The sequence below is a fragment of the Microbacterium sp. Bi121 genome, from assembly GCF_918698005.1.
In the GTDB taxonomy this organism is placed as follows: Bacteria; Actinomycetota; Actinomycetes; order Actinomycetales; family Microbacteriaceae; genus Microbacterium.
In genome coordinates, this window is sequence record NZ_CAKKLJ010000003.1 from 83,279 (window position 1) to 105,084 (window position 21,806).

Annotated in this window: 28 protein-coding genes; 21 read left to right on the forward strand and 7 right to left on the reverse strand. The window is 68.1% G+C overall.

From position 1 onward, the window contains the following. Nucleotides 1-7: 7 nt before the first annotated feature. Nucleotides 8-682, forward strand: coding sequence for an acyl-CoA synthetase (locus LQZ87_RS05305; protein WP_230102427.1), 675 nt, complete (start codon nt 8-10; stop codon nt 680-682). Next, nucleotides 679-1,089 carry a hypothetical protein gene (locus tag LQZ87_RS05310; RefSeq protein ID WP_230102428.1) on the forward strand — a complete coding sequence of 137 codons (411 nt, stop codon included), beginning with the start codon at nt 679-681 and terminating at the stop codon, nt 1,087-1,089. Before LQZ87_RS05305 ends, LQZ87_RS05310 begins: the two co-directional genes overlap by 4 nt. On the opposite strand, the gene LQZ87_RS05315 is transcribed toward LQZ87_RS05310, so the two are convergent. Genes LQZ87_RS05315 through LQZ87_RS05325 form a run of 3 tightly spaced genes read right to left on the reverse strand, consistent with a single transcriptional unit; the run spans nt 972 to nt 3,975 of the window. Further along, nucleotides 972-2,066 (reverse strand): DMT family transporter, encoded by a 1,095-nt coding sequence (locus tag LQZ87_RS05315; protein WP_230102429.1) that lies wholly within the window; start codon nt 2,064-2,066, stop codon nt 972-974. The genes LQZ87_RS05310 and LQZ87_RS05315 overlap by 118 nt on opposite strands. Before the next feature lie 42 nt (nt 2,067-2,108). Then, the gene (gene purB, locus LQZ87_RS05320; protein WP_230102760.1) at nt 2,109-3,491 is read right to left on the reverse strand and encodes an adenylosuccinate lyase; all 1,383 of its coding nucleotides are present in this window, start codon (nt 3,489-3,491) and stop codon (nt 2,109-2,111) included. Between the two features lie 22 nt (nt 3,492-3,513). Then, on the reverse strand, nt 3,514-3,975 hold the full coding sequence (locus LQZ87_RS05325; protein ID WP_230102761.1) for a low molecular weight protein-tyrosine-phosphatase: 462 nt from the start codon (nt 3,973-3,975) through the stop codon (nt 3,514-3,516). A 215-nt stretch (nt 3,976-4,190) separates the two neighbouring features. Between LQZ87_RS05325 and LQZ87_RS05330 the strand changes: the two genes are divergently transcribed. Further along, nucleotides 4,191-4,454, forward strand: coding sequence for a hypothetical protein (locus LQZ87_RS05330; protein WP_230102430.1), 264 nt, complete (start codon nt 4,191-4,193; stop codon nt 4,452-4,454). Further along, nucleotides 4,451-5,755 (forward strand): hypothetical protein, encoded by a 1,305-nt coding sequence (locus tag LQZ87_RS05335; RefSeq protein ID WP_230102431.1) that lies wholly within the window; start codon nt 4,451-4,453, stop codon nt 5,753-5,755. Before LQZ87_RS05330 ends, LQZ87_RS05335 begins: the two co-directional genes overlap by 4 nt. 21 nt (nt 5,756-5,776) lie before the next feature. Here LQZ87_RS05335 and LQZ87_RS05340 read toward each other — a convergent pair whose 3' ends face one another. Genes LQZ87_RS05340 through LQZ87_RS05350 form a run of 3 tightly spaced genes read right to left on the reverse strand, consistent with a single transcriptional unit; the run spans nt 5,777 to nt 6,803 of the window. Then, nucleotides 5,777-6,178, reverse strand: coding sequence for a phage holin family protein (locus LQZ87_RS05340; RefSeq protein ID WP_230102432.1), 402 nt, complete (start codon nt 6,176-6,178; stop codon nt 5,777-5,779). A 59-nt stretch (nt 6,179-6,237) separates the two neighbouring features. Continuing rightward, the gene (locus LQZ87_RS05345) at nt 6,238-6,600 is read right to left on the reverse strand and encodes a type II toxin-antitoxin system death-on-curing family toxin (RefSeq protein ID WP_230102433.1); all 363 of its coding nucleotides are present in this window, start codon (nt 6,598-6,600) and stop codon (nt 6,238-6,240) included. Continuing rightward, on the reverse strand, nt 6,597-6,803 hold the full coding sequence (locus tag LQZ87_RS05350; protein WP_230102434.1) for a ribbon-helix-helix protein, CopG family: 207 nt from the start codon (nt 6,801-6,803) through the stop codon (nt 6,597-6,599). Before LQZ87_RS05350 ends, LQZ87_RS05345 begins: the two co-directional genes overlap by 4 nt. 62 nt (nt 6,804-6,865) lie before the next feature. On the opposite strand from LQZ87_RS05350, the gene LQZ87_RS05355 reads away from it, so the two are divergent. From LQZ87_RS05355 to rpsN, 15 genes are all read left to right on the forward strand, one after another. Beyond that, nucleotides 6,866-7,936: a histidinol-phosphate transaminase gene (locus LQZ87_RS05355; RefSeq protein ID WP_230102435.1), complete on the forward strand. Its 1,071-nt coding sequence runs from the start codon at nt 6,866-6,868 to the stop codon at nt 7,934-7,936. Between the two features lie 84 nt (nt 7,937-8,020). Beyond that, nucleotides 8,021-9,154, forward strand: coding sequence for a thiamine pyrophosphate-dependent dehydrogenase E1 component subunit alpha (locus LQZ87_RS05360; RefSeq protein ID WP_230102436.1), 1,134 nt, complete (start codon nt 8,021-8,023; stop codon nt 9,152-9,154). Beyond that, complete coding sequence (locus LQZ87_RS05365) at nt 9,151-10,131, forward strand: alpha-ketoacid dehydrogenase subunit beta (RefSeq protein ID WP_230102437.1); 981 nt, start codon at nt 9,151-9,153, stop codon at nt 10,129-10,131. Before LQZ87_RS05360 ends, LQZ87_RS05365 begins: the two co-directional genes overlap by 4 nt. A 28-nt stretch (nt 10,132-10,159) precedes the next feature. Continuing rightward, nucleotides 10,160-11,494, forward strand: coding sequence for a dihydrolipoamide acetyltransferase family protein (locus LQZ87_RS05370; protein ID WP_230102438.1), 1,335 nt, complete (start codon nt 10,160-10,162; stop codon nt 11,492-11,494). Nucleotides 11,495-11,571: 77 nt separating this feature from the next. Then, nucleotides 11,572-12,576, forward strand: coding sequence for a zinc ABC transporter substrate-binding protein (locus LQZ87_RS05375; protein ID WP_230102439.1), 1,005 nt, complete (start codon nt 11,572-11,574; stop codon nt 12,574-12,576). Continuing rightward, a complete protein-coding gene (locus tag LQZ87_RS05380) occupies nt 12,573-13,403 on the forward strand; it encodes a metal ABC transporter ATP-binding protein (protein WP_230102440.1) in 831 nt (276 codons plus the stop codon). The genes LQZ87_RS05375 and LQZ87_RS05380 overlap by 4 nt, the downstream gene beginning before the upstream one ends. Then, complete coding sequence (locus LQZ87_RS05385) at nt 13,400-14,284, forward strand: metal ABC transporter permease (protein WP_230102441.1); 885 nt, start codon at nt 13,400-13,402, stop codon at nt 14,282-14,284. The genes LQZ87_RS05380 and LQZ87_RS05385 overlap by 4 nt, the downstream gene beginning before the upstream one ends. A 9-nt stretch (nt 14,285-14,293) precedes the next feature. Further along, nucleotides 14,294-14,707: a transcriptional repressor gene (locus LQZ87_RS05390; protein ID WP_230102442.1), complete on the forward strand. Its 414-nt coding sequence runs from the start codon at nt 14,294-14,296 to the stop codon at nt 14,705-14,707. Further along, nucleotides 14,704-15,744 carry a permease gene (locus tag LQZ87_RS05395; RefSeq protein WP_230102443.1) on the forward strand — a complete coding sequence of 347 codons (1,041 nt, stop codon included), beginning with the start codon at nt 14,704-14,706 and terminating at the stop codon, nt 15,742-15,744. The genes LQZ87_RS05390 and LQZ87_RS05395 overlap by 4 nt, the downstream gene beginning before the upstream one ends. Then, entirely contained in the window at nt 15,737-16,534 is a 798-nt protein-coding gene (locus LQZ87_RS05400) for a TIGR03943 family protein (protein WP_230102444.1), read from the forward strand. The genes LQZ87_RS05395 and LQZ87_RS05400 overlap by 8 nt, the downstream gene beginning before the upstream one ends. Beyond that, on the forward strand, nt 16,524-18,146 hold the full coding sequence (locus tag LQZ87_RS05405) for an Ig-like domain-containing protein (protein WP_230102445.1): 1,623 nt from the start codon (nt 16,524-16,526) through the stop codon (nt 18,144-18,146). Before LQZ87_RS05400 ends, LQZ87_RS05405 begins: the two co-directional genes overlap by 11 nt. A 15-nt stretch (nt 18,147-18,161) precedes the next feature. Continuing rightward, nucleotides 18,162-18,836: a DNA-3-methyladenine glycosylase gene (locus tag LQZ87_RS05410; protein WP_230102446.1), complete on the forward strand. Its 675-nt coding sequence runs from the start codon at nt 18,162-18,164 to the stop codon at nt 18,834-18,836. Between the two features lie 137 nt (nt 18,837-18,973). Then, the gene (rpmB, locus tag LQZ87_RS05415) at nt 18,974-19,210 is read left to right on the forward strand and encodes a 50S ribosomal protein L28 (RefSeq protein WP_017203559.1); all 237 of its coding nucleotides are present in this window, start codon (nt 18,974-18,976) and stop codon (nt 19,208-19,210) included. Beyond that, nucleotides 19,210-19,380, forward strand: coding sequence for a 50S ribosomal protein L33 (gene rpmG, locus LQZ87_RS05420; protein ID WP_046014935.1), 171 nt, complete (start codon nt 19,210-19,212; stop codon nt 19,378-19,380). The genes rpmB and rpmG overlap by 1 nt, the downstream gene beginning before the upstream one ends. A gap of 2 nt (nt 19,381-19,382) precedes the next feature. Next, the gene (gene rpsN / locus LQZ87_RS05425) at nt 19,383-19,688 is read left to right on the forward strand and encodes a 30S ribosomal protein S14 (protein WP_175987619.1); all 306 of its coding nucleotides are present in this window, start codon (nt 19,383-19,385) and stop codon (nt 19,686-19,688) included. 72 nt (nt 19,689-19,760) lie between these two features. Here the strand turns inward: rpsN and LQZ87_RS05430 are convergent, their stop codons facing one another. Then, a complete protein-coding gene (locus LQZ87_RS05430) occupies nt 19,761-20,585 on the reverse strand; it encodes an alpha/beta hydrolase (protein WP_230102447.1) in 825 nt (274 codons plus the stop codon). 140 nt (nt 20,586-20,725) lie between these two features. Here LQZ87_RS05430 and LQZ87_RS05435 point away from each other — a divergent pair, with 140 nt between their 5' ends. Next, complete coding sequence (locus tag LQZ87_RS05435) at nt 20,726-21,310, forward strand: TetR/AcrR family transcriptional regulator (protein ID WP_230102448.1); 585 nt, start codon at nt 20,726-20,728, stop codon at nt 21,308-21,310. A 182-nt stretch (nt 21,311-21,492) separates the two neighbouring features. After that, entirely contained in the window at nt 21,493-21,780 is a 288-nt protein-coding gene (locus LQZ87_RS05440; RefSeq protein WP_017203554.1) for an HU family DNA-binding protein, read from the forward strand. The last annotated feature ends 26 nt before the right edge of the window (nt 21,781-21,806 follow it).

The window sequence follows — 21,806 nt, forward strand, 5'->3', positions numbered from 1 at the left end:
ATTCGTCATGTCTGCCCCTGCCCGCACGTTCACCGTGCGCCACCTTCAGTTGCTGCGCGCGCTGTTCGCCGCAGCCTCGGCGCTCATGATCACGTTCTCGCCGGATCACTCCGCCGCGATCGGCTTCTCCGTGTTCGGAGGATTCGTCGCCGCGAGCGGGTTCATCCTCATCGTCGGCGCGTGGGTGGTGGCATCCGCCGGCACCCGCTGGCCGTTCATCCTGCTCGCCGTCATCGATCTCGCAGCGGCCATTGTGAGCGGCATCCCGACCTGGCGCACCGAGGCGGCGTTCTTCGTCGTGGTGATCATCTGGGCGGCGGCATCGGGTCTCGTCGAGCTCATCGCGGGCCTGCGCGCCCGCCGCACCGACCCGGCCGCGCGGGACGCGGTCACGATCGGCGCCCTGGGACTCCTGCTCGCGGTCGTTCTCCTGCTGATCCCCGCGAACTACGCGCTGCAGTACTCGGTCGAGGGCGCGGGCGAGTTGACGCTGACCGGAATCATCCTCGCGGTCGGCATGTTCGGCGGCTACTGCGCGATCGTCGCGGTCTTCCTCGCCATCGCGGGATTCTCGCCGCGTCGCCCCGAGCCGGTGTCGACCGAGGCCGCCGATGTCGCAGGCGCGCCGGCGCGGACCGATTCGACCTCGAGTGACTCGACCCCGACCGGAGGCGCTGCATGAGCGACCAGAAGTCCACCCGGCGTGAGCTGCTGCGCCCGTTGCACCTGCTCGGCATCGCGCTGGCCGCCGGTGTCTTCGCAGCCGTCGTCACTCTCGTCTCGACCGGTGCCTTCACGTCGCGCGTCAACAACGCGATCGCCAGCGGCACCTATCAGGGACTCACGCCCGTCGGTCTCGGGCTGGTCATCGGCGGTGGTGCCTTCATCGTCACGCTGCTGATCCTGTCGATGCTCATCCTGGCCGTCGACCCGCGCGAGTACGAGGACAAGACCCTCGACCGACCGGTTCTCTACGACAAGGACGATGACGGCGAGCCCTCCGGCCCGGCCTCCGCGGCTCCGAAGCCGTCCGCAGCTGAGCCCTCCGCTCCGAAGCCCTCCGACGGCGCCGACCCCGCCGCATCCTGACCTCGCGTGGCTGATGCCTGCTCCGCGCTGTCCTTCGCTGCGGGCGCTGCGGAAACTTCTGCAGCGGCGGCGGATTCCGACAGCGCGACCGCATGCGCCGAGCGCCGACGGGTCAGGCGCAGTTCGCCGACCAGGATGCCGAGCACGACGAGCGCGCCGCCGAGCAGAGCCGTGACGGGCAGCCGTTCACCGGCGAGCCGTCCGATGATCGCCGCCCACACCGGCTCGCCCGTGTAGATGACGGTCGCCCTCGTCGGCGACACGGACTTCTGCGCCCAGTTCATCGTGAGCTGGATCAGGCAGCTCGCTGCGCCCAGACCGACCGCGGCTCCGACCCAGATCCAGGAGAACTCCGGCATCCGTTCGCCGACGATCGGCATCGTCAGAAACCCGAGGATGCCGGCGGTGAGCAGCTGGACGATCGTTATGCGTCCGAGGTCTATGCGGTTCGCGAACAGCCCGATCAGGATGATCTCGCCGGCGATCGGCAGCGTGCTGATGAGCGTCGCGATCTCACCGGCGCCGAGTCGGAGACTGAGGGCGTCAGGGCCGGCGATCAGCAGCAACCCGACGAACGCCAGTGCCGCCCCGGCGAACGCCATCGCCGAAGGCCTCCGGCGGAAGACCGCCCACTGCGCGAACGGCACCATCGGCACGTACAGCGCGGTGAGCAGCGCCGATGTGCTGCTCTCGATCGTCTGGAGCCCGAACGTCTGCAGGCCGTAGCCGAGATGGATCATGACGCCGATAGCGGCTCCGGCCCCGACATCGATCCAGCGCATGCCGCGCAGCGCGCGGTGGAAGATCACGACGCTGATGAGCCCGGCGAACACGAACCGAACCCCGACGAAGAACCAGGGCCCCGAGTGCTCCATCGCCCAATGGACGAGGAGGAACGTTCCGCCCCACACCGCCGTGACCGCGATGAGTGCGAGTTCGGGCGGACGCGGGCGCAGCCAGCGCAGACGCGACCGCATGCTCAGATCCTCCCGCCGCACGTCGCTCGCCGACGGTCGGGACTACTTCGCGAGGCGCTCGGCGTGACCGGTGTAGGTCGCGGGGGTGAGGGCGAGCAGGCGCTGCTTCGCGGCATCCCCGATCTCGAGGCCTTCGACGAACTCCGCCAGCTCCGCAGCGCCCACGCGGTGACCGCGGGTGAGCTCCTTCAGCAGGGCGTACGGATCGCTGATCGTCGAGCGACCCGCGACGACCTCGGCGCGGATGACGGTCTGGATGGCCTCGCCGAGAACCTCCCAGTTGTGGTCGAGGTCATCGAGCAGAACCTCGCGCGCGAGAGAGATCTCGCCGAGACCGCGGCGCAGGTTGTCGAGCGCGAGCATCGAGTGCCCGAACGCGACACCGATGTTGCGCTGCGTCGTGGAGTCGGTGAGGTCGCGCTGCATGCGCGAGGTGACCAGCGTCTGCGACAGCGAGCCGAGGAGAGCCGCGGACAGCTCGAGGTTCGCCTCGGCGTTCTCGAACCGGATCGGGTTGATCTTGTGCGGCATCGTCGACGAGCCGGTGGCGCCCGCGATCGGGATCTGCGTGAAGTAGCCGATCGAGATGTAGGTCCAGATGTCAGTGGCGAGGTTGTGCAGGATGCCCCCGGCGTGACGCATCCGGTCGTAGAGCTCGACCTGCCAGTCGTGCGACTCGATCTGGGTCGTGAGCACGTTGAAGCCCAGCCCCAGCCCCTCGACGTACTCACGGGCGATCTTCGGCCAGTCGGCCTCCGGGTCGGCCGCGAGGTGCGCCGACCACGTGCCGGTCGCGCCGGAGAACTTCGCCAGGTAGTCGGACGCCGCGATCTGGGCGCGCACGCGCTCCAGACGCCATGCGAACACCGCGAGCTCCTTGCCCATGGTCGAGGGGGTCGCAGGCTGGCCGTGCGTGCGGGAGAGCATCGCGGCATCCGCGTGCTCCACGCCGAGCTCGCGCAGTTTCGCGATCACGGCGTCCAGGGCCGGCAGCCAGACGTTCTCGACGGCGCGCTTGACGGTCAGCGCGTACGAGACCGAGTTGACGTCTTCACTGGTGCACGCGAAGTGGGTGAGCTCGGCGATCGAATCGAGCCCCAGCGCGGACAAGCGGTCGCGCACGAGGTACTCGACGGCTTTCACATCGTGACGCGTGACGGCTTCCTTCTCGGCCAGCCAGTCGATCTCGGCCTGGCCGAAGTCGCGGTAGAGGCCGCGCAGACGCTCCTTGTCGGCTTCCGACAGGGGCGAGGTCTCGAACAGCGACCGGTCGGTGAGCGCGATCAGCCACTCGACCTCGACCTCGACGCGGGCACGGTTCAGCCCCGCCTCGGAGAGGTAGTCGCCGAGCGCCGAGACGGCGGGGCGGTAGCGGCCATCGAGGGGGCTCAGCGGCTGGACGGGGAAGGAAGTCGCAGAAGTCAGGGGAGTCCTCCTGATCGGGCCCTCAGATGCGGGGCGTCGTGCGGGGCATGCGGCTCTGACGCAGAGCGGGTTCGAGCTGCCGGAACAGGCCTCGGGTCGCGGTCTCAATCATAGCCAGCACGGCGTCGAACATCGCGGTGTCCGCGTAGTAGGGGTCGGGGACGTCCAGCCCGTCGGCGTCGCGATCGTAGGCGAGGAGCAGCGTGACCTTGCCCTCCTGATCCTCATCCGGTGCCCACTGCTTCAGGATGCGCTCATGCGTGCGGTCGAGCGCGACGACGAGGTCGTTCTCGAAGAAGGATGCCGCGGTGAACTGCCTGGCGCGATGTCTCGCACCGTCGTACCCGCGACGCTCGAGCGCCTCCAACGTGCGCTCGTCCGCGCGTTCGCCGACGTGCCACTCGCCGGTGCCGGCGCTGCTCGAGATGATCAGCGGGCCCAGTCCCTGATGCTCGGCGAGGTCGCGGAAGACCGCCTCGGCCATCGGTGAACGACAGATGTTCCCCGTGCACACGAAGATGACGCGGAAGGGGTCTGTCGGGGACACGCATCCATTCTGCCGCCCTCGGCCTGTGTCGTACATCCTCGGCTTCTGTTCTGCACATCTCTTGTTCTGCACAGGGCTGCGCGGGCAGAACCTGTGCACGGCTCGTGGATTCGGCGTCAGCACCCTTGCGCGTGCCGGAGGATGCTGGCGGCATGCTGAACTTCATCGTCGCCGAAGCATGGTCCTCGGATGCCCTGTGGTCCTGGTACTCCGCGCAACGCGCCGTCCGCGATGCGATCGCCGAGCTCGAGGACGCCGGGTCGGCCTTGATGCCGCTGATCGAAGCGAGCCAGTGGCACGCCAAGGGCGCGATGGCCTTGCACGCGCTCATCGTCGAGGCGCGAGGGCGGACCGCCGCAGAGATCGGCGAGCTCAGCGGACGGCTCTGGGAGATAGAGAGCATGGCGATCTCATGAGCGACGACCTCGAGGTGACCCACGGCGGCGCGATCGCCGTCGACCCGCACGCGCTCCGTGCGGTGGCGGATGCGCTGACCGCGCTGGCGCCGAGATTCGTGGATGCCGCGTCCGCTGTCCGGCGGGCGCACGGGAGCCTGGTCGCCCTGCCGACGGCATCCACGAGCGTCGACACCGTGGCGCTCTGGGGGAGCGCGGACAGGGCGGAGGCGCTGCACGAGGAGTGCCGGATGGCGGGGGAGAACACCCGGCTCATGGCTGACGTGTACGAACTCGTCGAACGCAGGGCCGAGCTGGATGCGCTGGAGATTCAGGGGAAGGCGGCGCCAGGAGTGCTGTCCGATCGGATCGACGAGCTCGTGGCAGCCGACCCGCGCGTACTCGAGATGGAGAAATGGCTGATCGCGGGGTGGGAGAACGGGCGATACGAGGGTCTCGACCAGCAGTTCGATCTCGTTCAGCTCCTCGGCGCTCCGGTGGGCGCTCCGGCCGGAGGAGGGATCTTCGCGGCCGTTGCGGCACTCGGCGGCGCAGGTCTCGGTCGGCTCGCCCCGAACGCGACGCTGAGCGGGAGCGCCGGGCCCGTCTCGATCACGCCCGTCCGAACGAGCGCGCCGATCGGGCCGCCATCGAGCATCGCAGAAGCACTGAGACGCTTCCCCGAATCGCCAGGAGCGCAACTGAAGGTGGAGAAGTACACGATGTCGGACGGGAGCAGCCGCTTCGTCCTGTACTCGCGGGGAACCCAACCGAGCAGCGTCATCGACCCGACGGAGCCGTTCGACATGCAGTCGAATCTCGACCTGTACACCGGGCAGGAAGCAGCGTCATACGCTGCGACCGTCGAGGCGCTCGACGCGGCCGGCGCGCGGCCGGGGGATGAGCTCCAGATCTATGCCCACTCCCAGGGGGCGATGAACGCTGCGTATCTCGCGTCGGGCAGCGAGTTCGACGTGACGGTTCAGGTGACGGCCGGGAGCCCCCTTCATCCCACGTTGGACGACGATCAACTGCTCATCGCGCTGCGGCACACCGATGACCTCGTGAACGGGCTGGCAGGGGGCGGTCTGCCGGGCGGAACAGGGTCACCCGACAGCATCGTCGCTACGCGGGTCGGTGATCCCGCGTACAGCGTGCACGACTTGTGGTTGCACCCGCACATGATGGAGAGCTACATCGAGACCGCCGAAATGCTCGATGACTCCGGCGACGTCCGGCTCGAGGCCTGGCGAGCCAAGGCCGCCGAACTCACCGATGCGGTGTCCATCGAATCGACCGAGTACGTCGCGAAGCGCGAGTGACGCTCGTCCTTCGGCGACCGCTCAGTCGCGGCGCTGACGCTTCTGCGGGCGCAGGATGGCGCCGAACACGGCGTTGATGATCGAGATGATGATGGCCGCGAGCACGCCCCACCAGAACGACCCGACCGTGAGTCCCCAGCCGAAGCCGGACGTGATCCAGGCGGTCAGCCAGAGCAGGAACCCGTTGATCACGAGCCCGATCAGGCCGAGCGTGAGGATGTACAGCGGGAAGGCGACGATCTTCAGCACCGTGCCGATGATCGTGTTCACCAGGGCGAAGATCGCCGCGATGGCCAACAGCGTCAGCACGAGCTGCAGCGTCTCGCCGGGCGCGAAGGGCTTGACCTGCACCTCGAGGGCGGGGATGAGCGTCACCACCCAGATGGCGAACGCGTTGATGACGACTCTGATGAGGAAGCGCATGGTGGGTTCAGTCTCGCATGATCACGCGCGAACTGTCGCGGAATCTGCGACAGTTCGACTCAGCGGATGTGCGCGCGGAAGGCGTCGGCGATCTCCTCGAGATCGAGGCGGCTCTGAGCGACGGCGAGAACGAGATCGAACGCTTCATCGTTTGTGAATGTGATGTCGAACCCATTGATCCGGATGAACGCGAACGTCAGGTAGAGCGAGAGCCGCTTGTTGCCGTCGAACAGCGGATGGTTCTGGGCAAGGGAGCTGATCAGGGCCGCCGCCTTCAGAGGAATGTCGGGGTAGGCATCGACCCCGAACATGCTCGCCGACGGTCGCGACAAAGCGGAGAACAACAGTCCCTGATCGCGAACTTGCAGTCCGAGTTTCTCGACGACCGCCAGCGCCTGCTCCGGGTCGATGTATTCGATCACGCGTCTTCGAGCCGCTTGATCGTGTCGGCGTACCGCTCGCCGATCTCGTCGACGAGATCGAGTACACGCGATGTCTTGGATTCACTGCTGACGAATCGTTCTGCGGCTTCGATGAGCACGGCGTGCTTGGACGTGTGTCGCGCACGAGCGATCGCCTCGAGTCGGGCATCGAGATCTTCGGGAAGCCGCACGTTCATCGCCATACCAATATGGTACCACCACGGCATCTGCTGCGACAGGGCTGCGCGCTCGTAGACTCGAACTCGTGACCGAGCCGATCCTGCCCCGAATCCGCCCCGAGATCGCCGCGCTCGCGCCGTACCGGCAGGGAAAGCAGGCGGGTCCGGACGCTTTCAAGCTGTCCAGCAACGAGAACCCTTTCGACCCGCTGCCCTCGGTCCTCGAGGCGCTGCAGGGCACGACCCCGATCAACCGGTATCCGGACGCGTCGGCGACCCGTCTGCGCGAACGCCTCGGCGCTCGCTACGGAGTCGGCGTCGACAACGTGCACGTCGCCAGCGGCAGCGTCGCGATCCTGTACCAGCTCGTTCAGGCCGCGGCATCCGTCGGCGACGAGGTCATCTACGCCTGGCGCTCCTTCGAGGCGTACCCGGGTCTCGTGCTCGTCGCCGGCGCGACCGCCGTGCAGGTTCCGCTCGCAGAGGGCGGCCGTCATGACCTCGACGCGATGGCGGATGCCGTCACCGACCGCACGCGCGCCATCATCGTCTGCACCCCGAACAACCCCACAGGCCCGATCGTCACGAGCGCCGAGTTCGCGGCGTTCGTCGACCGCATCCCGTCCGACGTGCTCATCATCCTCGATGAGGCCTACGCCGAATTCGTGACAGCCGCGGATGCCGTCGACGGGCTGGGTGAACGTGTCTTCGAGACGCACCCGAACATCGTCGTGCTGCGTACCTTCTCCAAGGCGTACGGCCTCGCCGGGCTCCGTGTCGGGTACGCGATCGGGCACGTCCAGGTGCTCAATGCAGCCCGCGCGACCGGCATCCCGCTGTCGGTCACCTCTGCCGCCGAGACCGCGGCGATCGCGAGCCTGGATGCCGAGGCCGAACTCCTCGAACGCGTCGCCGTGATCGTCGAACGGCGTACAGCACTCGCCGACGGTCTGCGCAGCCAGGGTTGGGACGTGCCCGACACGCAGTCGAACTTCGTCTGGCTGCCCACCGGTGAGCGCACCGACGAGATCGCGGAGGCCTTCCGCGGCGCTGACATCGTGGTCCGGCCCTTCTCGGGCGACGGCATCCGCATCTCCGTCGGCGAGCAGGAATCGATCGAGAAGGTGCTCCGGGTCGCCGCCGACGTGCACTCCTGAGCCGTCATCCTCCGCATTCCGGGCACTTGCAAGGGTGTCCTAGCTATGCGTGACGGGGCATGCGCAGGCCTATAGCGTGGAACGGTGACCTCGTCAGAGACCCAATTCGTACGCGTCCTGGAGGCGGACGGCCGATACGCGCCGAACGCAGCCGCCGAGCAGTACCTGCCGCTGATCGAGGCGATCAGCGACACGGAGCTCGAGCAGTTCTACCGCGACATGGTCGTCATCCGAGCCATCGACAACCAGGCGACCAACCTGCAGCGGCAGGGGCAGCTCGCCCTCTGGCCGCCGAGTCGGGGTCAGGAAGCGGCTCAGGTCGGATCCGCCAGAGCCGCCCGCGCGCAGGACACGCTGTTCCCGTCCTACCGCGAGCACGCCGTGACCCGCATCCGGGGCGTCGACACGCTCGGCATCATCAAGCTGATGCGCGGCGTCTCGCACGGAGGCTGGGATCCGACGGATCCCGTCAACGGGAACACGCGCCTGTACACGCTCGTGCTCGGCTCGCAGACTCTGCACGCCACCGGATACGCCATGGGCCTCGCCTTCGACGGCCGCTCGGGCACCGGCGACCCCGAGCGCGACGAGGCCGTCATGGTCTACTACGGCGACGGGGCATCCAGCCAGGGCGACGTGCACGAGGCGATGGTCTTCGCCGCGAGTTACCAGGCGCCGACCGTCTTCTTCCTGCAGAACAACCAGTGGGCGATCTCGGTTCCGGTGTCGACGCAGACGCGGGTGCCGTTCGCGCAGCGCAGCAGCGGATACGGCATCCCGAGCGTCCGTGTCGACGGCAACGACGTGCTCGCCAGCTACGCCGTGTCTCGGATCGCGCTCGACGAGGCGCGCGCAGGCAACGGGCCGCGCGCGATCGAAGCCGAGACCTACCGTCTCGGCGCGCACACCACCAGCGATGACCCGACGAAGTACCGCACCAGCGACGAGGAGCAGTCCTGGCAGCAGCGCGACCCGATCGCCCGCATGCGCGCCTTCCTCGAGGGCAAGGGCGCCGCGGGGTCGTTCTTCGACGAGGCGGATGCCGAAGGCGCCGCCGCCGCGGACGACCTGCGCACGCGCACCCTCGAACTCGGGCCGCCGCCCGCGTCGAAGATCTTCGATCATGTCTACAGCGAGCCGCATCCGCCGATGGACGAGCAGCGCGCATGGCGCGAGCAGTACGAAGCGTCGTTCGGCGCTGAAGGAGCGCACGCATGACTCTCGAGACGCTGCCGTTCGCCAAGGCGCTCAACGCCGGCCTGCGCAAGGCCATGGAGGACGACTCCCGCGTGCTCATGATGGGCGAGGACATCGGCAAGCTCGGCGGCGTGTTCCGCATCACCGAGCACCTGCAGCGCGACTTCGGCGAGCAGCGCGTGCTCGACACTCCGCTCGCGGAGTCGGGCATCGTCGGCACGGCGATCGGACTGGCGATGGCCGGGTTCCGACCGGTGATCGAGATCCAGTTCGACGGATTCGTCTTCCCCGCGTTCGACCAGATCACCACGCAGCTGGCGAAGCTCACCAACCGCCACGAGGGTGCTGTGACGATGCCGATCGTGATCCGCATCCCATACGGCGGGCACATCGGCGCCGTCGAGCACCACCAGGAGAGCCCGGAGGCGTACTTCGCCCACACGCCGGGTCTGCGTGTCGTGTCGCCGTCGACCCCGAACGACGCGTACTGGATGATCCAGGAGGCGATCGCGTCGAACGACCCGGTGATCTTCATGGAGCCGAAGAGCCGGTACTGGCAGAAGGGCGAGGTCGACGTCGAGCAGTCGGCTGTGCCGCTGCACTCGTCGCGCGTCGTGCGCACCGGCACGGACATCACGCTGGTCGGACACGGGGCGATGGTGACGACGCTGCTGCAGGCCGCCGCGATCGCCGAGGGCGAGGGCACGAGCTGCGAGGTGGTCGACGTGCGATCGCTGTCGCCGGTCGACTATGGGCCGATCCTCGACTCGGTGCGCAAGACCGGGCGCATGGTCTACGCGCAGGAGGCGTCCGGCCATGCCAGCGTCGGCAGCGAGATCGCCGCGACGGTGATGGAGCGCGCGTTCTACGCACTCGAGGCGCCGGTGCTGCGGGTGTCGGCCTATGACTCCCCGTTCCCTCCGGCCAAGCTCGAGGGCACGTTCCTGCCGGATGCCGATCGCATCCTCGAAGCCGTCGACCGCTCGATGGCCTACTGAAAATCCGTCCGATCGAAGGGCAACACGCATGAGCACGCAGAACTTCAACCTCCCCGATGTCGGCGAGGGCCTGACCGAAGCCGAGATCGTGGCGTGGAAGGTCGCCCCCGGCGACTCGGTCGCCGTCAACGATGTGCTCGTCGAGATCGAGACCGCCAAATCGCTCGTCGAGCTCCCGTCGCCGTACGCGGGGATCGTCGGCGAGCTGCTCGTCGGCGAGGGGACGACGGTCGAGGTGGGGTCGCCCATCATCAGCTTCGTCTCGGATGCCGCGCCCGGAACGACTCCGCCGAACCCCGCGCCGGCAGGCGAGGAGACCGGAGGATCGGTTCTGGTCGGGTACGGCACCGGCGCCGGCGCGACCTCTCGCAGGAGCCGCCCCGCCGTCCGGCCCGTGCGCTCATCGGTCGGCGTGATCGCGAAGCCCCCCATCCGCAAGCTCGCCCGTGACCTGGGCGTCGACCTGTCCGCTGTCACCCCCACCGGCGCGGACGGCGAGGTCACTCGCGACGACGTGGTGGCGCATGCGGCGCAGGCCAGCGTGTTCCGCAACATCGAGACGCCGGAGTGGGGCGATGTCCGCGAGGAGACCGTGCCGGCGTCGATCGCGCCCGTCGGCCTGTCACGCGGCTCGGAGCCCGGTCGGCCCGGGGTCGATGCGGAGCGCACCGAGTCGATCCCCGTCAAGGGCGTTCGCAAGGTCACTGCTGCCGGCATGGTGCGCAGCGCCTACACCGCGCCGCACGTGACGGTGTGGAAGGAAGTCGACGCGACGCGGACCATGGAGCTCGTCAAGCGCCTGAAGTCGTCGCCGGACTACGCCGACATCAAGGTCTCTCCCCTGCTGATCGTGGCCCGCGCCGTGATCTGGGCCATTCGCCGGAACCCGATGGTCAACGCAGCCTGGGTCGAGACCGACGACGGCGCCGAGATCGCAGTCCGGCACTACGTGAACCTGGGCATCGCCGCGGCGACGCCGCGCGGCCTGCTCGTCCCGAACATCAAGGACGCGCAGGAGCTCAGCATGAAGGACCTCGCCCGCGCGCTCAACCGTCTCACCCTCACGGCCCGTGACGGCAAGACGCCGCCGGCCGACCAGCAGGGCGGCACGTTCACGATCACCAACATCGGCGTGTTCGGCATGGATGCCGGAACCCCGATCATCAACCCCGGTGAAGCGGGCATCCTCGCCATGGGAACGATCAGCCAGAAGCCCTGGGTCGTCGACGGCGAGGTCCGCCCTCGGTACGTGACGACCGTCGCCGGCTCGTTCGATCACCGCGTCGTGGACGGCGACGGCATGAGCCGCTTCATCGCGGACGTCGCCGCGATCCTCGAGGAGCCCGCCCTGCTCGTCGACTGAGGGCCCGCGTAGCGTCTCCCGCCCACGAGAGTCATCTCGTGGTGAGAATGGTTATCATTAGCGTGTAGCATCGGAGTATGCACAAGCTCCACGCCGCCGCGCTCCTGACCGCATCCGCCCTCGTCCTCGCGGGATGCTCCACAGCGGGCGGCGAAGGCGCCGACGACGGACTGATCCACGTCACCGCGAGCACGAACATCTACGGCTCGCTCGTGAAGCAGATCGGCGGTGATCGCGTCGATGTGACGACGATCATCGACTCGGCGACCCAGGACCCCCACTCCTACGAGGCCACCGCCCGCGATCGCCTCGCCATGCAGGACGCCGACCTCGTCGTCGAGAACGGCGGCGGATACGACGCCTTCATCGACACGCTCCTCGATGGATCCGACGCGCACGTCTTCACGGCGGCCGAGTTCTCGCACGACTACCCGGGCAACGCGGGCCACGACGGCGAAGACGCAGGCGAGGATGCCGACGCTCACGACCACGCGGCCGACGAGGAGGGCCACGACCACGCTGATGAAGAGGGTCACGAAGGTCACGATCACATCGAGGGATTCAACGAGCACGTCTGGTTCGACCCGCACACGATGACTCACGTCGTGGAGGGTCTGGCCGAGGAGCTGTCAGAGCTCGACCCCGACGGCGCCGACGCGTTCACCGCCAACGCCGAGAACATCATCGCCGACATCGAAGACGCCGAAGCCCAGCTCGAGACGATCAAGACCGAGGCGAACGGCGCGGGTGTCTTCATGACCGAGCCGCTGCCCGGCTACATCGCCGCCGCGGCCGGCCTCACCGACCTCACCCCCGAGGGATTCGCGGAGTCCGTCGAGGAGGGCAGCGACGTGGCGCCCGCCACGCTGCTCGACGCGCTCGACGTCATCGAGAGCGGCGACGTGAAGGTCGTGCTCACCAACGCGCAGACCGGAGGCTCCGAGACCGAGCGGGTCGAGCAGGCGGCGAAGGATGCCGGCATCCCCGTCGTCGCTTTCAGCGAGCTGCTCGAAGACGGATCGTCGTACTCTGAGTGGATGCACGACGCGATCCAGAGCCTCGCCGACGCACTCCGTTCGTGAGTGCGGAGGTCGCACGCGAAGCGGAACCCGTCCTCGAGATCGCCGGAGCCGCCCTCCGGCGCGGTGACAGCGAGCTGTGGTCGGGTCTCGACCTGACCGTCGAGCCCGGCGAGTTCATCGCCGTGCTCGGTCCATCCGGCTCTGGCAAGACGACGCTGATGCGGGCGATCCTCGGTCTGCAGCCGTTGAGCGCCGGCAGCATCCGGGTCGCCGGCCAGCCCGTCCAGCGCGGCAATCCGCGCATCGGCTACATCCCCCAGCAGCGACCGTTGCCGCCCGACACCAGCATGCGGGCCCGCGACGTCGTCGCCCTCGGGGTCAACGGCACGCGCTTCGGCCTGCCGATCCCTCGCCGCGGCGATCGTGCCCGCGTCGACGCACTGCTCGAGGGTGTCGGCGCCGCGCACTTCGCGGACCGCCGTGTGGGCCTGCTGTCCGGTGGCGAACAGCAGCGTCTCCGGGTCGGCCAGGCGCTCGCCGACGAGCCCACGCTGCTGCTGTGCGACGAGCCGCTGTCGAACCTCGACCTCGCCAACCAGGTCGGCGTGACCGAGATCATCGACAGGCAGCGGCGCGAACGGGATGCCGCCGTGCTGTTCGTCACGCACGACATCAATCCCATCCTCGGTCGCGTCGACCGCATCCTGTACATCGCCGGGGGACGCTTCGTGCTCGGCACTCCAGATGAGGTGCTGCAGAGCCGTGTGCTCACCGACCTGTACGGGACTCCGGTGTTCGTGCTGCGCGCGGGTGACCGGCTCGTCGTCGTCGGAGCGCCGGACGCCCAGCCGCATCACGAACACGACCACGATGAGGACGACGCATGATGGTGCCGCTGTTCGACTGGAGCGACATCTTCTCCTTCCAGGACTACGGCGACCTGGTCGCCCTGCTCGCGAACTCGATCATCGCCGGTGCCGTGCTCGGCATCGTCGGCGGACTCATCGGCGTCTTCGTCATGCAGCGCGACCTCGCCTTCGCGGTGCACGGGGTCAGCGAGCTATCCTTCGCGGGGGCCGCGGCAGCGCTGCTGTTCGGCGGCAGCGTGGTCGCCGGGTCGCTCGGGGGAGCGCTGATCGCCGCCATCCTGATCGGCGTCCTCGGCTCGAAGGCACGCGACCGCAACTCGATCGTCGGCGTTCTCATGCCTTTCGGCCTCGGCCTCGGCATCCTGTTCCTGTCGCTCTACGACGGACGCAGCGCCAACCGCTTCAGCCTGCTCACCGGGCAGATCGTCTCGGTCTCGAGCCCCGATCTCGGCTGGCTGATCGGCATCAGCGCGGCCGTGCTCGTCGGCCTGCTGCTGATGTGGAACCCGCTCCGTTTCGACTCGCTCGACCAGGTCGCGGCATCCGCCCGTGGCATCCCGACCCGCTTCGTGAGCCTGGCGTTCATGGTCCTGCTCGGCCTCATCGTCGCGGTCAGCGTCCACATCATCGGCGCGCTGCTGGTCATGGCGCTTCTCGTGACGCCCGCCGCCGCAGCCATGCGCGTGGCCGCCGGCCCGCTCACGGTGCCCCTGCTCGCGGCCCTGTTCGGCTTCGTCTCCGCTGTCGGCGGCATCCTGCTCGCGCTCGCCGGAACGCTGCCGGTGAGCCCGTACATCACGACGATCTCGTTCCTCATCTACGCGGGATGCTGGGTGGTGCAGCGCTCGCGCGCGCGGGTGAAGCGTCGCTCTCAGCCCGTGACAAGCGCCGCGGCCTAGACTCTCGGTATGGCTCAGCGCAATACGTGGCAGCGCGAGCGAGTGCGCGAAGCGCTCGCGGATGCGCGCGGTTTCGTGAGCGCGCAGAGCCTGCACGCCGCCCTCCGCGAGGAGAACACGGGCATCGGCCTCGCCACCGTGTACCGAGCGCTGTCGGGCCTCGCTGCGTCCGGAGACGCGGACTCGCTCCAGAGCCCGGAGGGCGAAGCGCTCTACCGCGCCTGCTCGACCGAGGGGCATCATCACCACCTGATCTGCCGCTCGTGCGGTCTCACCGTCGAGATCGAGGCCAAGGACGTCGAGGCGTGGGCCCAGCGCACTGCGGCCCTGCACGGGTTCAGCGAGGCAGAGCACGTGGTCGACATCTTCGGGCTGTGCACGCCGTGCGCCAACAAGCGCGCGGACGCTGAAGGGGCGGCGTGAGCACCAACGCGCCGACGCGGGCACCGCGAACGGCTCGTGCTCCGCAAGAGCGACCGAGGCGCTCGCCGTGGGTCGGCGTCGCCATCGGCGCCGTGATCATCGCCGCGCTGTTCCTGATCGACCGGTTCGCCCCTGCCCTGTTCCAGGACACCCTGCCCACGCGCGCGCAGGACGGACTGACCCTTGCGCTCAGCGTCCTCATCGAGGCGCTGCCGTTCGTGGTGCTCGGCGTCGTGCTGTCGATCGTCGTGCAGGTGTGGCTGCCGCCGGATCTCATCCACCGCTGGCTGCCGCGCGCCGGCTGGGCGAGGCGAGCCGTGCTGTCGCTGCTCGGGATGCTGATCCCGGTCTGCGAATGCGGCAACGTACCGTTCGCGCGCGGCCTCATGATGCGCGGGCTCGCACCGGCAGAGGCGATGACCTTCCTGATCGCTGCGCCCATCGTGAACCCGATCGTGATCATCACGACCCACGCCGCGTTCGGCTTCGACGGCGGCATCCTCATCGCCCGACTCATCGGCGGCTACCTGATCGCCAACCTGATCGGCTGGATCTACAGCCGCCACCCCGACCCCGACGCCATGCTCACCCGCCAGTTCACGGCGACGTGCGAGCGGGTCGCCCACGAGCACGGCACGCCAACGCGGCGCAGCCTCACGCAGTTCCTCATCGAGCTGCGTGCCGTCATGCCGGCGCTCGTGATCGGCTCGGCGCTCGCCGGAGCCGTGCAGGTGCTCGTGCCGCGCGACATGCTCCTCGCGATCGGCTCGAACCCTGTGCTCTCGATCGTTGCGATGATGGCACTGGCGATGACGGTCGCCATCTGCTCGAACGTCGATGCCTTCTTCGCGCTGTCGTTCGCGTCGACCTTCTCGTCGGGGGCGCTGATCGCGTTCCTGCTGGTCGGCCCGCTCGTCGACATCAAGATGCTCGCGCTGCTGCGCACCACGTTCACCGCCCGCACCCTCGTCGGGATCGTCGCCGTGGTGCTGGTGAGCGCGTTCGCGATCGGAATCGGGGTGAACGTCTTTGGCTGAGTCGCACCCCGTCTCGCGCTGGTCCGCTGTCGGCACCCGATGGCTCGGTGTGGGGCTCGCCGCCGTCATCTCGGTCGTCACTCTCGGACTCGCCGTCACCGGCCAGCTCACCCTGTACATCGCCCCCGAGTCCATCTGGTTCGCCTGCGCCGGCGCCGTGGTCGTCATCGCCGGAGCGATCTGGTCGTTTGTGCTGCCCCTCGGTGCCGAATCGGATCACGGGCACGATCACGGGATCGGCGACGACGAAGCGGATGACGCGGCACCCCGCCGTCGCACGCTCACCCTGGTCGGCACCGTCTCAGCGGGCGTGGTGGCGACCGGTGTGGTCGCCGCAGCGCTCGTGCTGCCGCCGGCTTCTCTGTCCGTCGAGTTGGCGATGTCGAGAGCGGACGCCACCGGCCCCCTGTTCGCCGGCGCTGACACCCCGACGCTCGGCGTCGCCGATACCACCACCTTCGGCATCGGCGAGTGGTCGAGCGTGTTCGCGACCGCCTCGCGCCCCGAGGCCTACGACGGCTCGCCGGTCACGCTGGTCGGCTTCGTCACTCCCGGTCAGGCGGATGCCGTGAACCTGACCCGCATGATCATCACGCACTGCGTGATCGACGCCCAGCCGGCGGCCGTGCCCCTGACGATGGATGCCGGGGAGTACGGCCCTGATCTCGTGAAGACGGGTCAGTGGATCGAGGTGACCGGAACCGTGAAGGCGGACGCCGACGGTTCTCTGCGTGTGCTCCCCACCTCCGTCGTCGCGATCGACGAGCCCGGGGACCCGTATGAGTACTGACGACCCCGCCGGCCGTCCGCAGACGCGCGCCGAGGCCCGCGCCGCTCGCGAGGCCGCTGAGCGCGAGGCCGCTGAGCGTGCCTCTGCAGAGACGGTGCCGCCCGTTCCTGTTGCGCCGGAGGAGGTGGGGCTTCGACTCCCTTCAGTCGCTCAGCCCGTTTCGTCTTCGGCTGCTGCGCAGCCTTCGCTCAACGACCCGCAGCAGAAGGATCCCGCACAGGGGGAATCCTCCGCAGGAGCCTCCCCACGCAGCCGCCGCTTCCTCTACACGATTCTCGCCGTCGTCGGCGTGCTGGTGGTCGTCGCGGGCGGGCTCGGGGTCATCAGCCTCCTCCAGGGGCCGCGCATCAGCCAGGTGCAGGTCGATCCGGCCGAGGCGATCCAGGTCTCCGGCAGCCGCGTCATCCTCACGGCGAACCAGTCGCTTCAGGCGATCGACGAGTCCCAGGTCACGGTCGACCCTGCCGTGCCGTTCACGGTCGACGCCGCAGGTCGGAGCATCGGCATCCGCTTCACCGTGCCGCTCGATGACGCCACCGACTACACCGTGAAGGTCGCCGGCGCCACCGGAAGCGGCGGGGGGCCGGCATCCGATCTGCAGACGACCTTCACGACACCGGCAGCAGAGGTGTTCCTGCTCAACCGGTCAGACGATGACGACAGGATCTTCAGCACCGACCTGACCGGTGAGAACGCCGTGCCCGTCTTCACGCATCCGCGCATCAACGACTACCGCTCTACCTCGACATCGCTCGTCGTCGCTGTCGAGGACGACGACGGCTCCCGTGTGCTCGTGATGGACCACAAGGGCGAGAACGTGCACGAGCTGACGCTTCCCGGAGACGGATATGTGAGCTCGGTGCAGGTGTCCGACCGGGGTGGTCTGGTCGGCTACATCTACTCCGATCGCAAGATCAGCGAGGACAGCGGCCGCGCCAGCGTGCTGGTGACCCAGCTGTTGAGCGGCGAGGGCGAGCCGCACGTCGTCGAAGTCGGCGGAGACGAGGCGAGCATCGCCGAATGGCAGTTCGTCCCCGACTCGGCCGCCGTTCTCTTCATCGACTTCGCCGGAGCCCTGTCGCTCGACGACCGCTCCGGTGACGCAGGGGCGCAGAACCTGGGGCTCGCGGCCAAGCTCCTCGGCGTCTCGCGGGGAACCTACACGGCGATCGTCGAGCGCATCGACCAGAGCATCGTCGAGCTGAATCTGGCTGATGGGTCCGAGACTCCGCTCGCCGCATCCGACCCGGACTTCGGCCCGGCGACCACGATCACTCCGTTCCCCGGAGGCACGCTGCGCCACATAGTCACGCGCGACGACACCGGCCTGCCGATCGGCCAGTCGATAATACGCGTGGACGACGACGGCGCTGCGGAGTCGCTGATCGATGTGCCGTCAGGCAGTGCGATCCTGCAGGCCTGCGCCTCGCCGAGTGGTCAGTACGCGGCGGTGACCGTCGCCCCGAACCTCGTGGACAACGCGTACGACGACATGCTCGTGCCGCTGCCGACGACTCTCGAGACTCACCTGATCGATCTCCGCAGCGGCGATGAACTGGTCGCCCTCACCGGGTTCGACGTGTCGTGGTGCCAGATGGCGCCGGCCTTCTGAGCGGGGCCTCGAGGAATGCGTCGCGCCACAAGGCCCGAACTCGAGGAATTGCCGCTCGAGGTGGCCCCGAGGCTGCTCGGTGCCGAACTGCGCACTGTGGTGGATGACCTCGAAGTGCGTCTGCGCATCACCGAGGTCGAGGCGTACCACGGTCAGGGCACCGGAGACGTGCCTGATCCCGGCTCGCACGCGCGCATGGGGCGCACGGCCCGCAACGAAACCATGTGGGGTGAGCCGGGGCACCTGTACGTGTACCTCAGTCACGGCATCCACTCGTGCGTGAACGTCGTGTGCGGTCCGCAGGGCACGGCGGGCGGTGTGCTGCTGCGTGCGGGTTCCGTGACGTTCGGGGCGGATGCCGCGGCATCCCGTACCGGTTCGTCGAGCAGGGCGGGGAGATCCGGACGCGATCTCGCTCGAGGGCCTGGGCGGCTCGGACAGGTCTCTGGCCTGCGGCATCCCGTTCATGACGGCATCGACTTCGTCACCGGTACACCGCTGCACGGGGCGCGGGCCGAGCTGTGGTGGGGGTCGGAGGTGGTCGACGTCGCGTCTGGTCCGCGCGTGGGTGTCGCCGGCATCGCCGGGACGGATGCCTTCCCCTGGCGGTTCTGGATCGAGGGCGATCCGACGGTCTCGCCGTTCCGGTGGGGCCGAGGCGCAGCCGACGCGCAGGCCATGCTAGACTGACTCCTTGTCTGTGCACACTCCTGTGCGCAGTTCGTGTGCTGTTCCCCCGCAGGCTCCTGAGCCTGTCGAAGGACGGCGCGCAGACAAGGGATCTTGGGTGAGGCCGTCCGGTCTCACGGTAATGAAGGAGTAATCACATGGCAGCAGTGTGCCAGGTGACTGGAGCTGTTCCCGGCTTCGGTCACAACGTCTCGCACTCGCACCGCCGGACGAAGCGCCGCTTCGACCCGAACGTGCAGAAGAAGACCTATTTCGTTCCGTCGCTCGGTCGTAAGATCACGCTCAACGTGTCCGCCAAGGGCATCAAGGTGATCGACGTCCGGGGCATCGAGAACGTGGTCAAGGACCTCCAGGCGAAGGGTGTGAAGCTCTAATGGCCAAGAAGGCTCAGGACGTACGTCCCATCATCAAGCTGCGTTCGACGGCAGGCACCGGTTACACCTACGTGACCAAGAAGAACCGTCGTAACACCCCCGACCGTCTCGTGCTGAAGAAGTACGACCCGGTGGTCCGCAAGCACGTCGAATTCCGCGAGGAGCGCTAAACATGGCGAAGAAGAGCAAGATCGCTCGCAACGAGCAGCGCAAGGTCATCGTCGCCCGCTACGCGGAGCGTCGTGCCGAGCTGAAGAAGACCCTGGTCGACCCGAACGCAACCGACGAGGCCCGTGAGGCCGCTCGCGTCGGCCTGCAGAAGCTGCCGCGCAACGCGTCGCCGGTTCGCGTGCGTTCGCGTGACGCCATCGACGGACGCCCCCGCGGAATGCTGACGAAGTTCGGCATCTCGCGTGTGCGTTTCCGCGACATGGCCCACCGTGGCGAGCTGCCCGGTGTGACCAAGTCCAGCTGGTAAGAACCGCTTCATCACCGAAAGGGGCGAGGATCTTCGGATCCTCGCCCCTTTCGCGTTGTCGGGAGGCGTGGTTCACGCAACGGGTGCGGAGTGCGCCACGGCCCAGGCGAGCGCGTCATCGGCGATCTGCTCCCAGCCGTCCTGGCTGACCAGCCGGTGCGTGCGCCCGGAGTACTCCTTGTACTCGATGACCGCGTCGCTCTCGGTGGAACGGTACTTCTTGACGATCGCACGACCGATCGCAGGCGGCACGACGTGGTCGATCTCGCCCGTGATGATCAGGAGCGGAGCGCGGTCGTCGCGCGCGTAGTCGACGTGGGTGACGCCGCCCTTCTCGTTGAATGCGGACGCGACGCCCTCGAAGAACACCCGGTTGTACGAGTTGACGGCGTACTGCTCCCAGAGGAGGTCGGACTCGCCGCGGGTCAGATCGTTTCCGAAGGTGAAGTGGAAGTGGCGCTTGGACAGGGCCTTGGCGCCGTTGCGGCCGAAGGGATTCGACAGGATCGGGGTGCCGGTCCAGAGCGTCGGGAGCGGGAGCGTGGAGATGCCGGCGGTCTGCCCGGGGGCGACGCCGACGTAGGCGACGCCGAGGCCGCGGTCGGCAAGCATCTGGGTGATGACGCCGCCGAAGGAGTGACCCATGATGATCGGCTTCACAGGGAGAGTGCGGATGATGCGCTCGTAATGGTCGACGATCTGCTTCAGGCCGATGCCCTTCAGGGCGGACGGATCACGGCGGATGTCCGCGACGCTCCGATCATCGATGCCGGGCCAACCGGGGACGATGACCTCGTGCCCCTTCGCTCGGAAGCGCTCGGCCCAGGTGTCCCAGCTCTTCGGCGTCATCCACAGGCCGTGGATCAGGACGATGGGGATCTTGTCGGTGGTGTTCATTGCCTTCTTCTCTCGGTGTCGGTCCCTGGTCGGGAATCCTGATAGTAGACCGAACGTTCTATCTATCACGTTCTATTCCCGACGATCATGAATCGGTTGTCGGGATGCCGGCGATCCGGATGCCACGATGAGAGAGGACCATGATGAACACCACGACGAAGCGCCCCAGTCCCGCCCGCGAGCGGCTGATCACCGCCGCGACCCGTCTCTTCTACGAGGAGGGCATCCACACCGTCGGCGTGGACCGCGTCATCGAGGAGGCCGGGGTCACCCGCGCCACTCTCTACAAGCAGTTCGGCGGCAAGGAGAACCTCGTCCTCGCCTACCTCGGGCACGAGGACGAGAGCCTCCGCGCGCTGTTCGCCGCCGCCGGGCAGGGTGTCGCCGACCCCGACGCACTGCTCGATGCAGTGATCAACGGCATCGCCGCCGACATCCGTGATCGCCACACCCGCGGTTGCCCGTTCATCAACGCGGCGGCCGAGTATCCCGACGCGAACGGCGAGGTGCGTCGTCTCATCGATCAACACCGGGAGTGGTTCCGCGCGACACTGCAGACGGTTGCCGACTCAGCCGGCCTCGAGAGGCCCGAGGAGGTCGCAGCGTCCCTCGTCCTGCTGCGCGATGCGGCCCTCGTCGGCGGGTATCTGGACGGAGAGGCCCGCGTGACCCCCGCCTTCGAGCGCACCGCCCTCGCCGTGATCGAGGCTCATCGGGCGGGTTGAGGACCCGAAATCGTGTGACTGGAGTGACTGAAGTGGTGCGACACGCCTGAGAAAAGCCCAAAACCCGCGAAATGACGCGGAAATACGGGTCTCGGTTGATACATTCGAGGCGGTCGATCGACCAGGAGCACCCGCTCCGACTAAAACGACAATGCGACGTGACATCGTCGCTGGAGGATGACATGGCTGACAAGTCCATCACCAAGACCGAGCTCGTCGCGAGCATCGCTTCCGCCACCGGCCAGAGCCAGGCCACCGTCTCGGGCGTCCTCGACTCGCTCTTCGCGACGGTGTCCGACGCTGTTGCCAAGGGCAGCAAGGTCTCGATCCCGGGCTGGATCTCGTTCGAGCAGGTCGACACCGCTGCCCGCACCGGCCGCAACCCGCAGACCGGCGCCGAGATCAAGATCCCGGCCGGCAAGCGCGTCAAGGTGACCGCCGGCTCCAAGCTCAAGGCTGCCGTCAAGTAAGACTGCTTCCATCCACGAAGGCCGTC

Excerpts from the sequence above, each read along its gene's own strand:
- LQZ87_RS05305 (WP_230102427.1), top strand. The coding sequence starts at position 8 with ATGTCTGCCCCTGCCCGCACGTTCACCGTGCGCCACCTTCAGTTGCTG.
- LQZ87_RS05310 (WP_230102428.1), top strand. The coding sequence starts at position 679 with ATGAGCGACCAGAAGTCCACCCGGCGTGAGCTGCTGCGCCCGTTGCAC.
- LQZ87_RS05315 (WP_230102429.1), bottom strand. The coding sequence starts at position 2,066 with ATGCGGTCGCGTCTGCGCTGGCTGCGCCCGCGTCCGCCCGAACTCGCA.
- LQZ87_RS05325 (WP_230102761.1), bottom strand. The coding sequence starts at position 3,975 with ATGGCCGAGGCGGTCTTCCGCGACCTCGCCGAGCATCAGGGACTGGGC.
- LQZ87_RS05330 (WP_230102430.1), top strand. The coding sequence starts at position 4,191 with ATGCTGAACTTCATCGTCGCCGAAGCATGGTCCTCGGATGCCCTGTGG.
- LQZ87_RS05335 (WP_230102431.1), top strand. The coding sequence starts at position 4,451 with ATGAGCGACGACCTCGAGGTGACCCACGGCGGCGCGATCGCCGTCGAC.
- LQZ87_RS05340 (WP_230102432.1), bottom strand. The coding sequence starts at position 6,178 with ATGCGCTTCCTCATCAGAGTCGTCATCAACGCGTTCGCCATCTGGGTG.
- LQZ87_RS05350 (WP_230102434.1), bottom strand. The coding sequence starts at position 6,803 with ATGGCGATGAACGTGCGGCTTCCCGAAGATCTCGATGCCCGACTCGAG.
- LQZ87_RS05365 (WP_230102437.1), top strand. The coding sequence starts at position 9,151 with ATGACTCTCGAGACGCTGCCGTTCGCCAAGGCGCTCAACGCCGGCCTG.
- LQZ87_RS05370 (WP_230102438.1), top strand. The coding sequence starts at position 10,160 with ATGAGCACGCAGAACTTCAACCTCCCCGATGTCGGCGAGGGCCTGACC.
- LQZ87_RS05375 (WP_230102439.1), top strand. The coding sequence starts at position 11,572 with ATGCACAAGCTCCACGCCGCCGCGCTCCTGACCGCATCCGCCCTCGTC.
- LQZ87_RS05385 (WP_230102441.1), top strand. The coding sequence starts at position 13,400 with ATGATGGTGCCGCTGTTCGACTGGAGCGACATCTTCTCCTTCCAGGAC.
- LQZ87_RS05390 (WP_230102442.1), top strand. The coding sequence starts at position 14,294 with ATGGCTCAGCGCAATACGTGGCAGCGCGAGCGAGTGCGCGAAGCGCTC.
- LQZ87_RS05405 (WP_230102445.1), top strand. The coding sequence starts at position 16,524 with ATGAGTACTGACGACCCCGCCGGCCGTCCGCAGACGCGCGCCGAGGCC.
- LQZ87_RS05410 (WP_230102446.1), top strand. The coding sequence starts at position 18,162 with ATGCGTCGCGCCACAAGGCCCGAACTCGAGGAATTGCCGCTCGAGGTG.
- rpmB (WP_017203559.1), top strand. The coding sequence starts at position 18,974 with ATGGCAGCAGTGTGCCAGGTGACTGGAGCTGTTCCCGGCTTCGGTCAC.
- rpmG (WP_046014935.1), top strand. The coding sequence starts at position 19,210 with ATGGCCAAGAAGGCTCAGGACGTACGTCCCATCATCAAGCTGCGTTCG.
- rpsN (WP_175987619.1), top strand. The coding sequence starts at position 19,383 with ATGGCGAAGAAGAGCAAGATCGCTCGCAACGAGCAGCGCAAGGTCATC.
- LQZ87_RS05430 (WP_230102447.1), bottom strand. The coding sequence starts at position 20,585 with ATGAACACCACCGACAAGATCCCCATCGTCCTGATCCACGGCCTGTGG.
- LQZ87_RS05435 (WP_230102448.1), top strand. The coding sequence starts at position 20,726 with ATGATGAACACCACGACGAAGCGCCCCAGTCCCGCCCGCGAGCGGCTG.
- LQZ87_RS05440 (WP_017203554.1), top strand. The coding sequence starts at position 21,493 with ATGGCTGACAAGTCCATCACCAAGACCGAGCTCGTCGCGAGCATCGCT.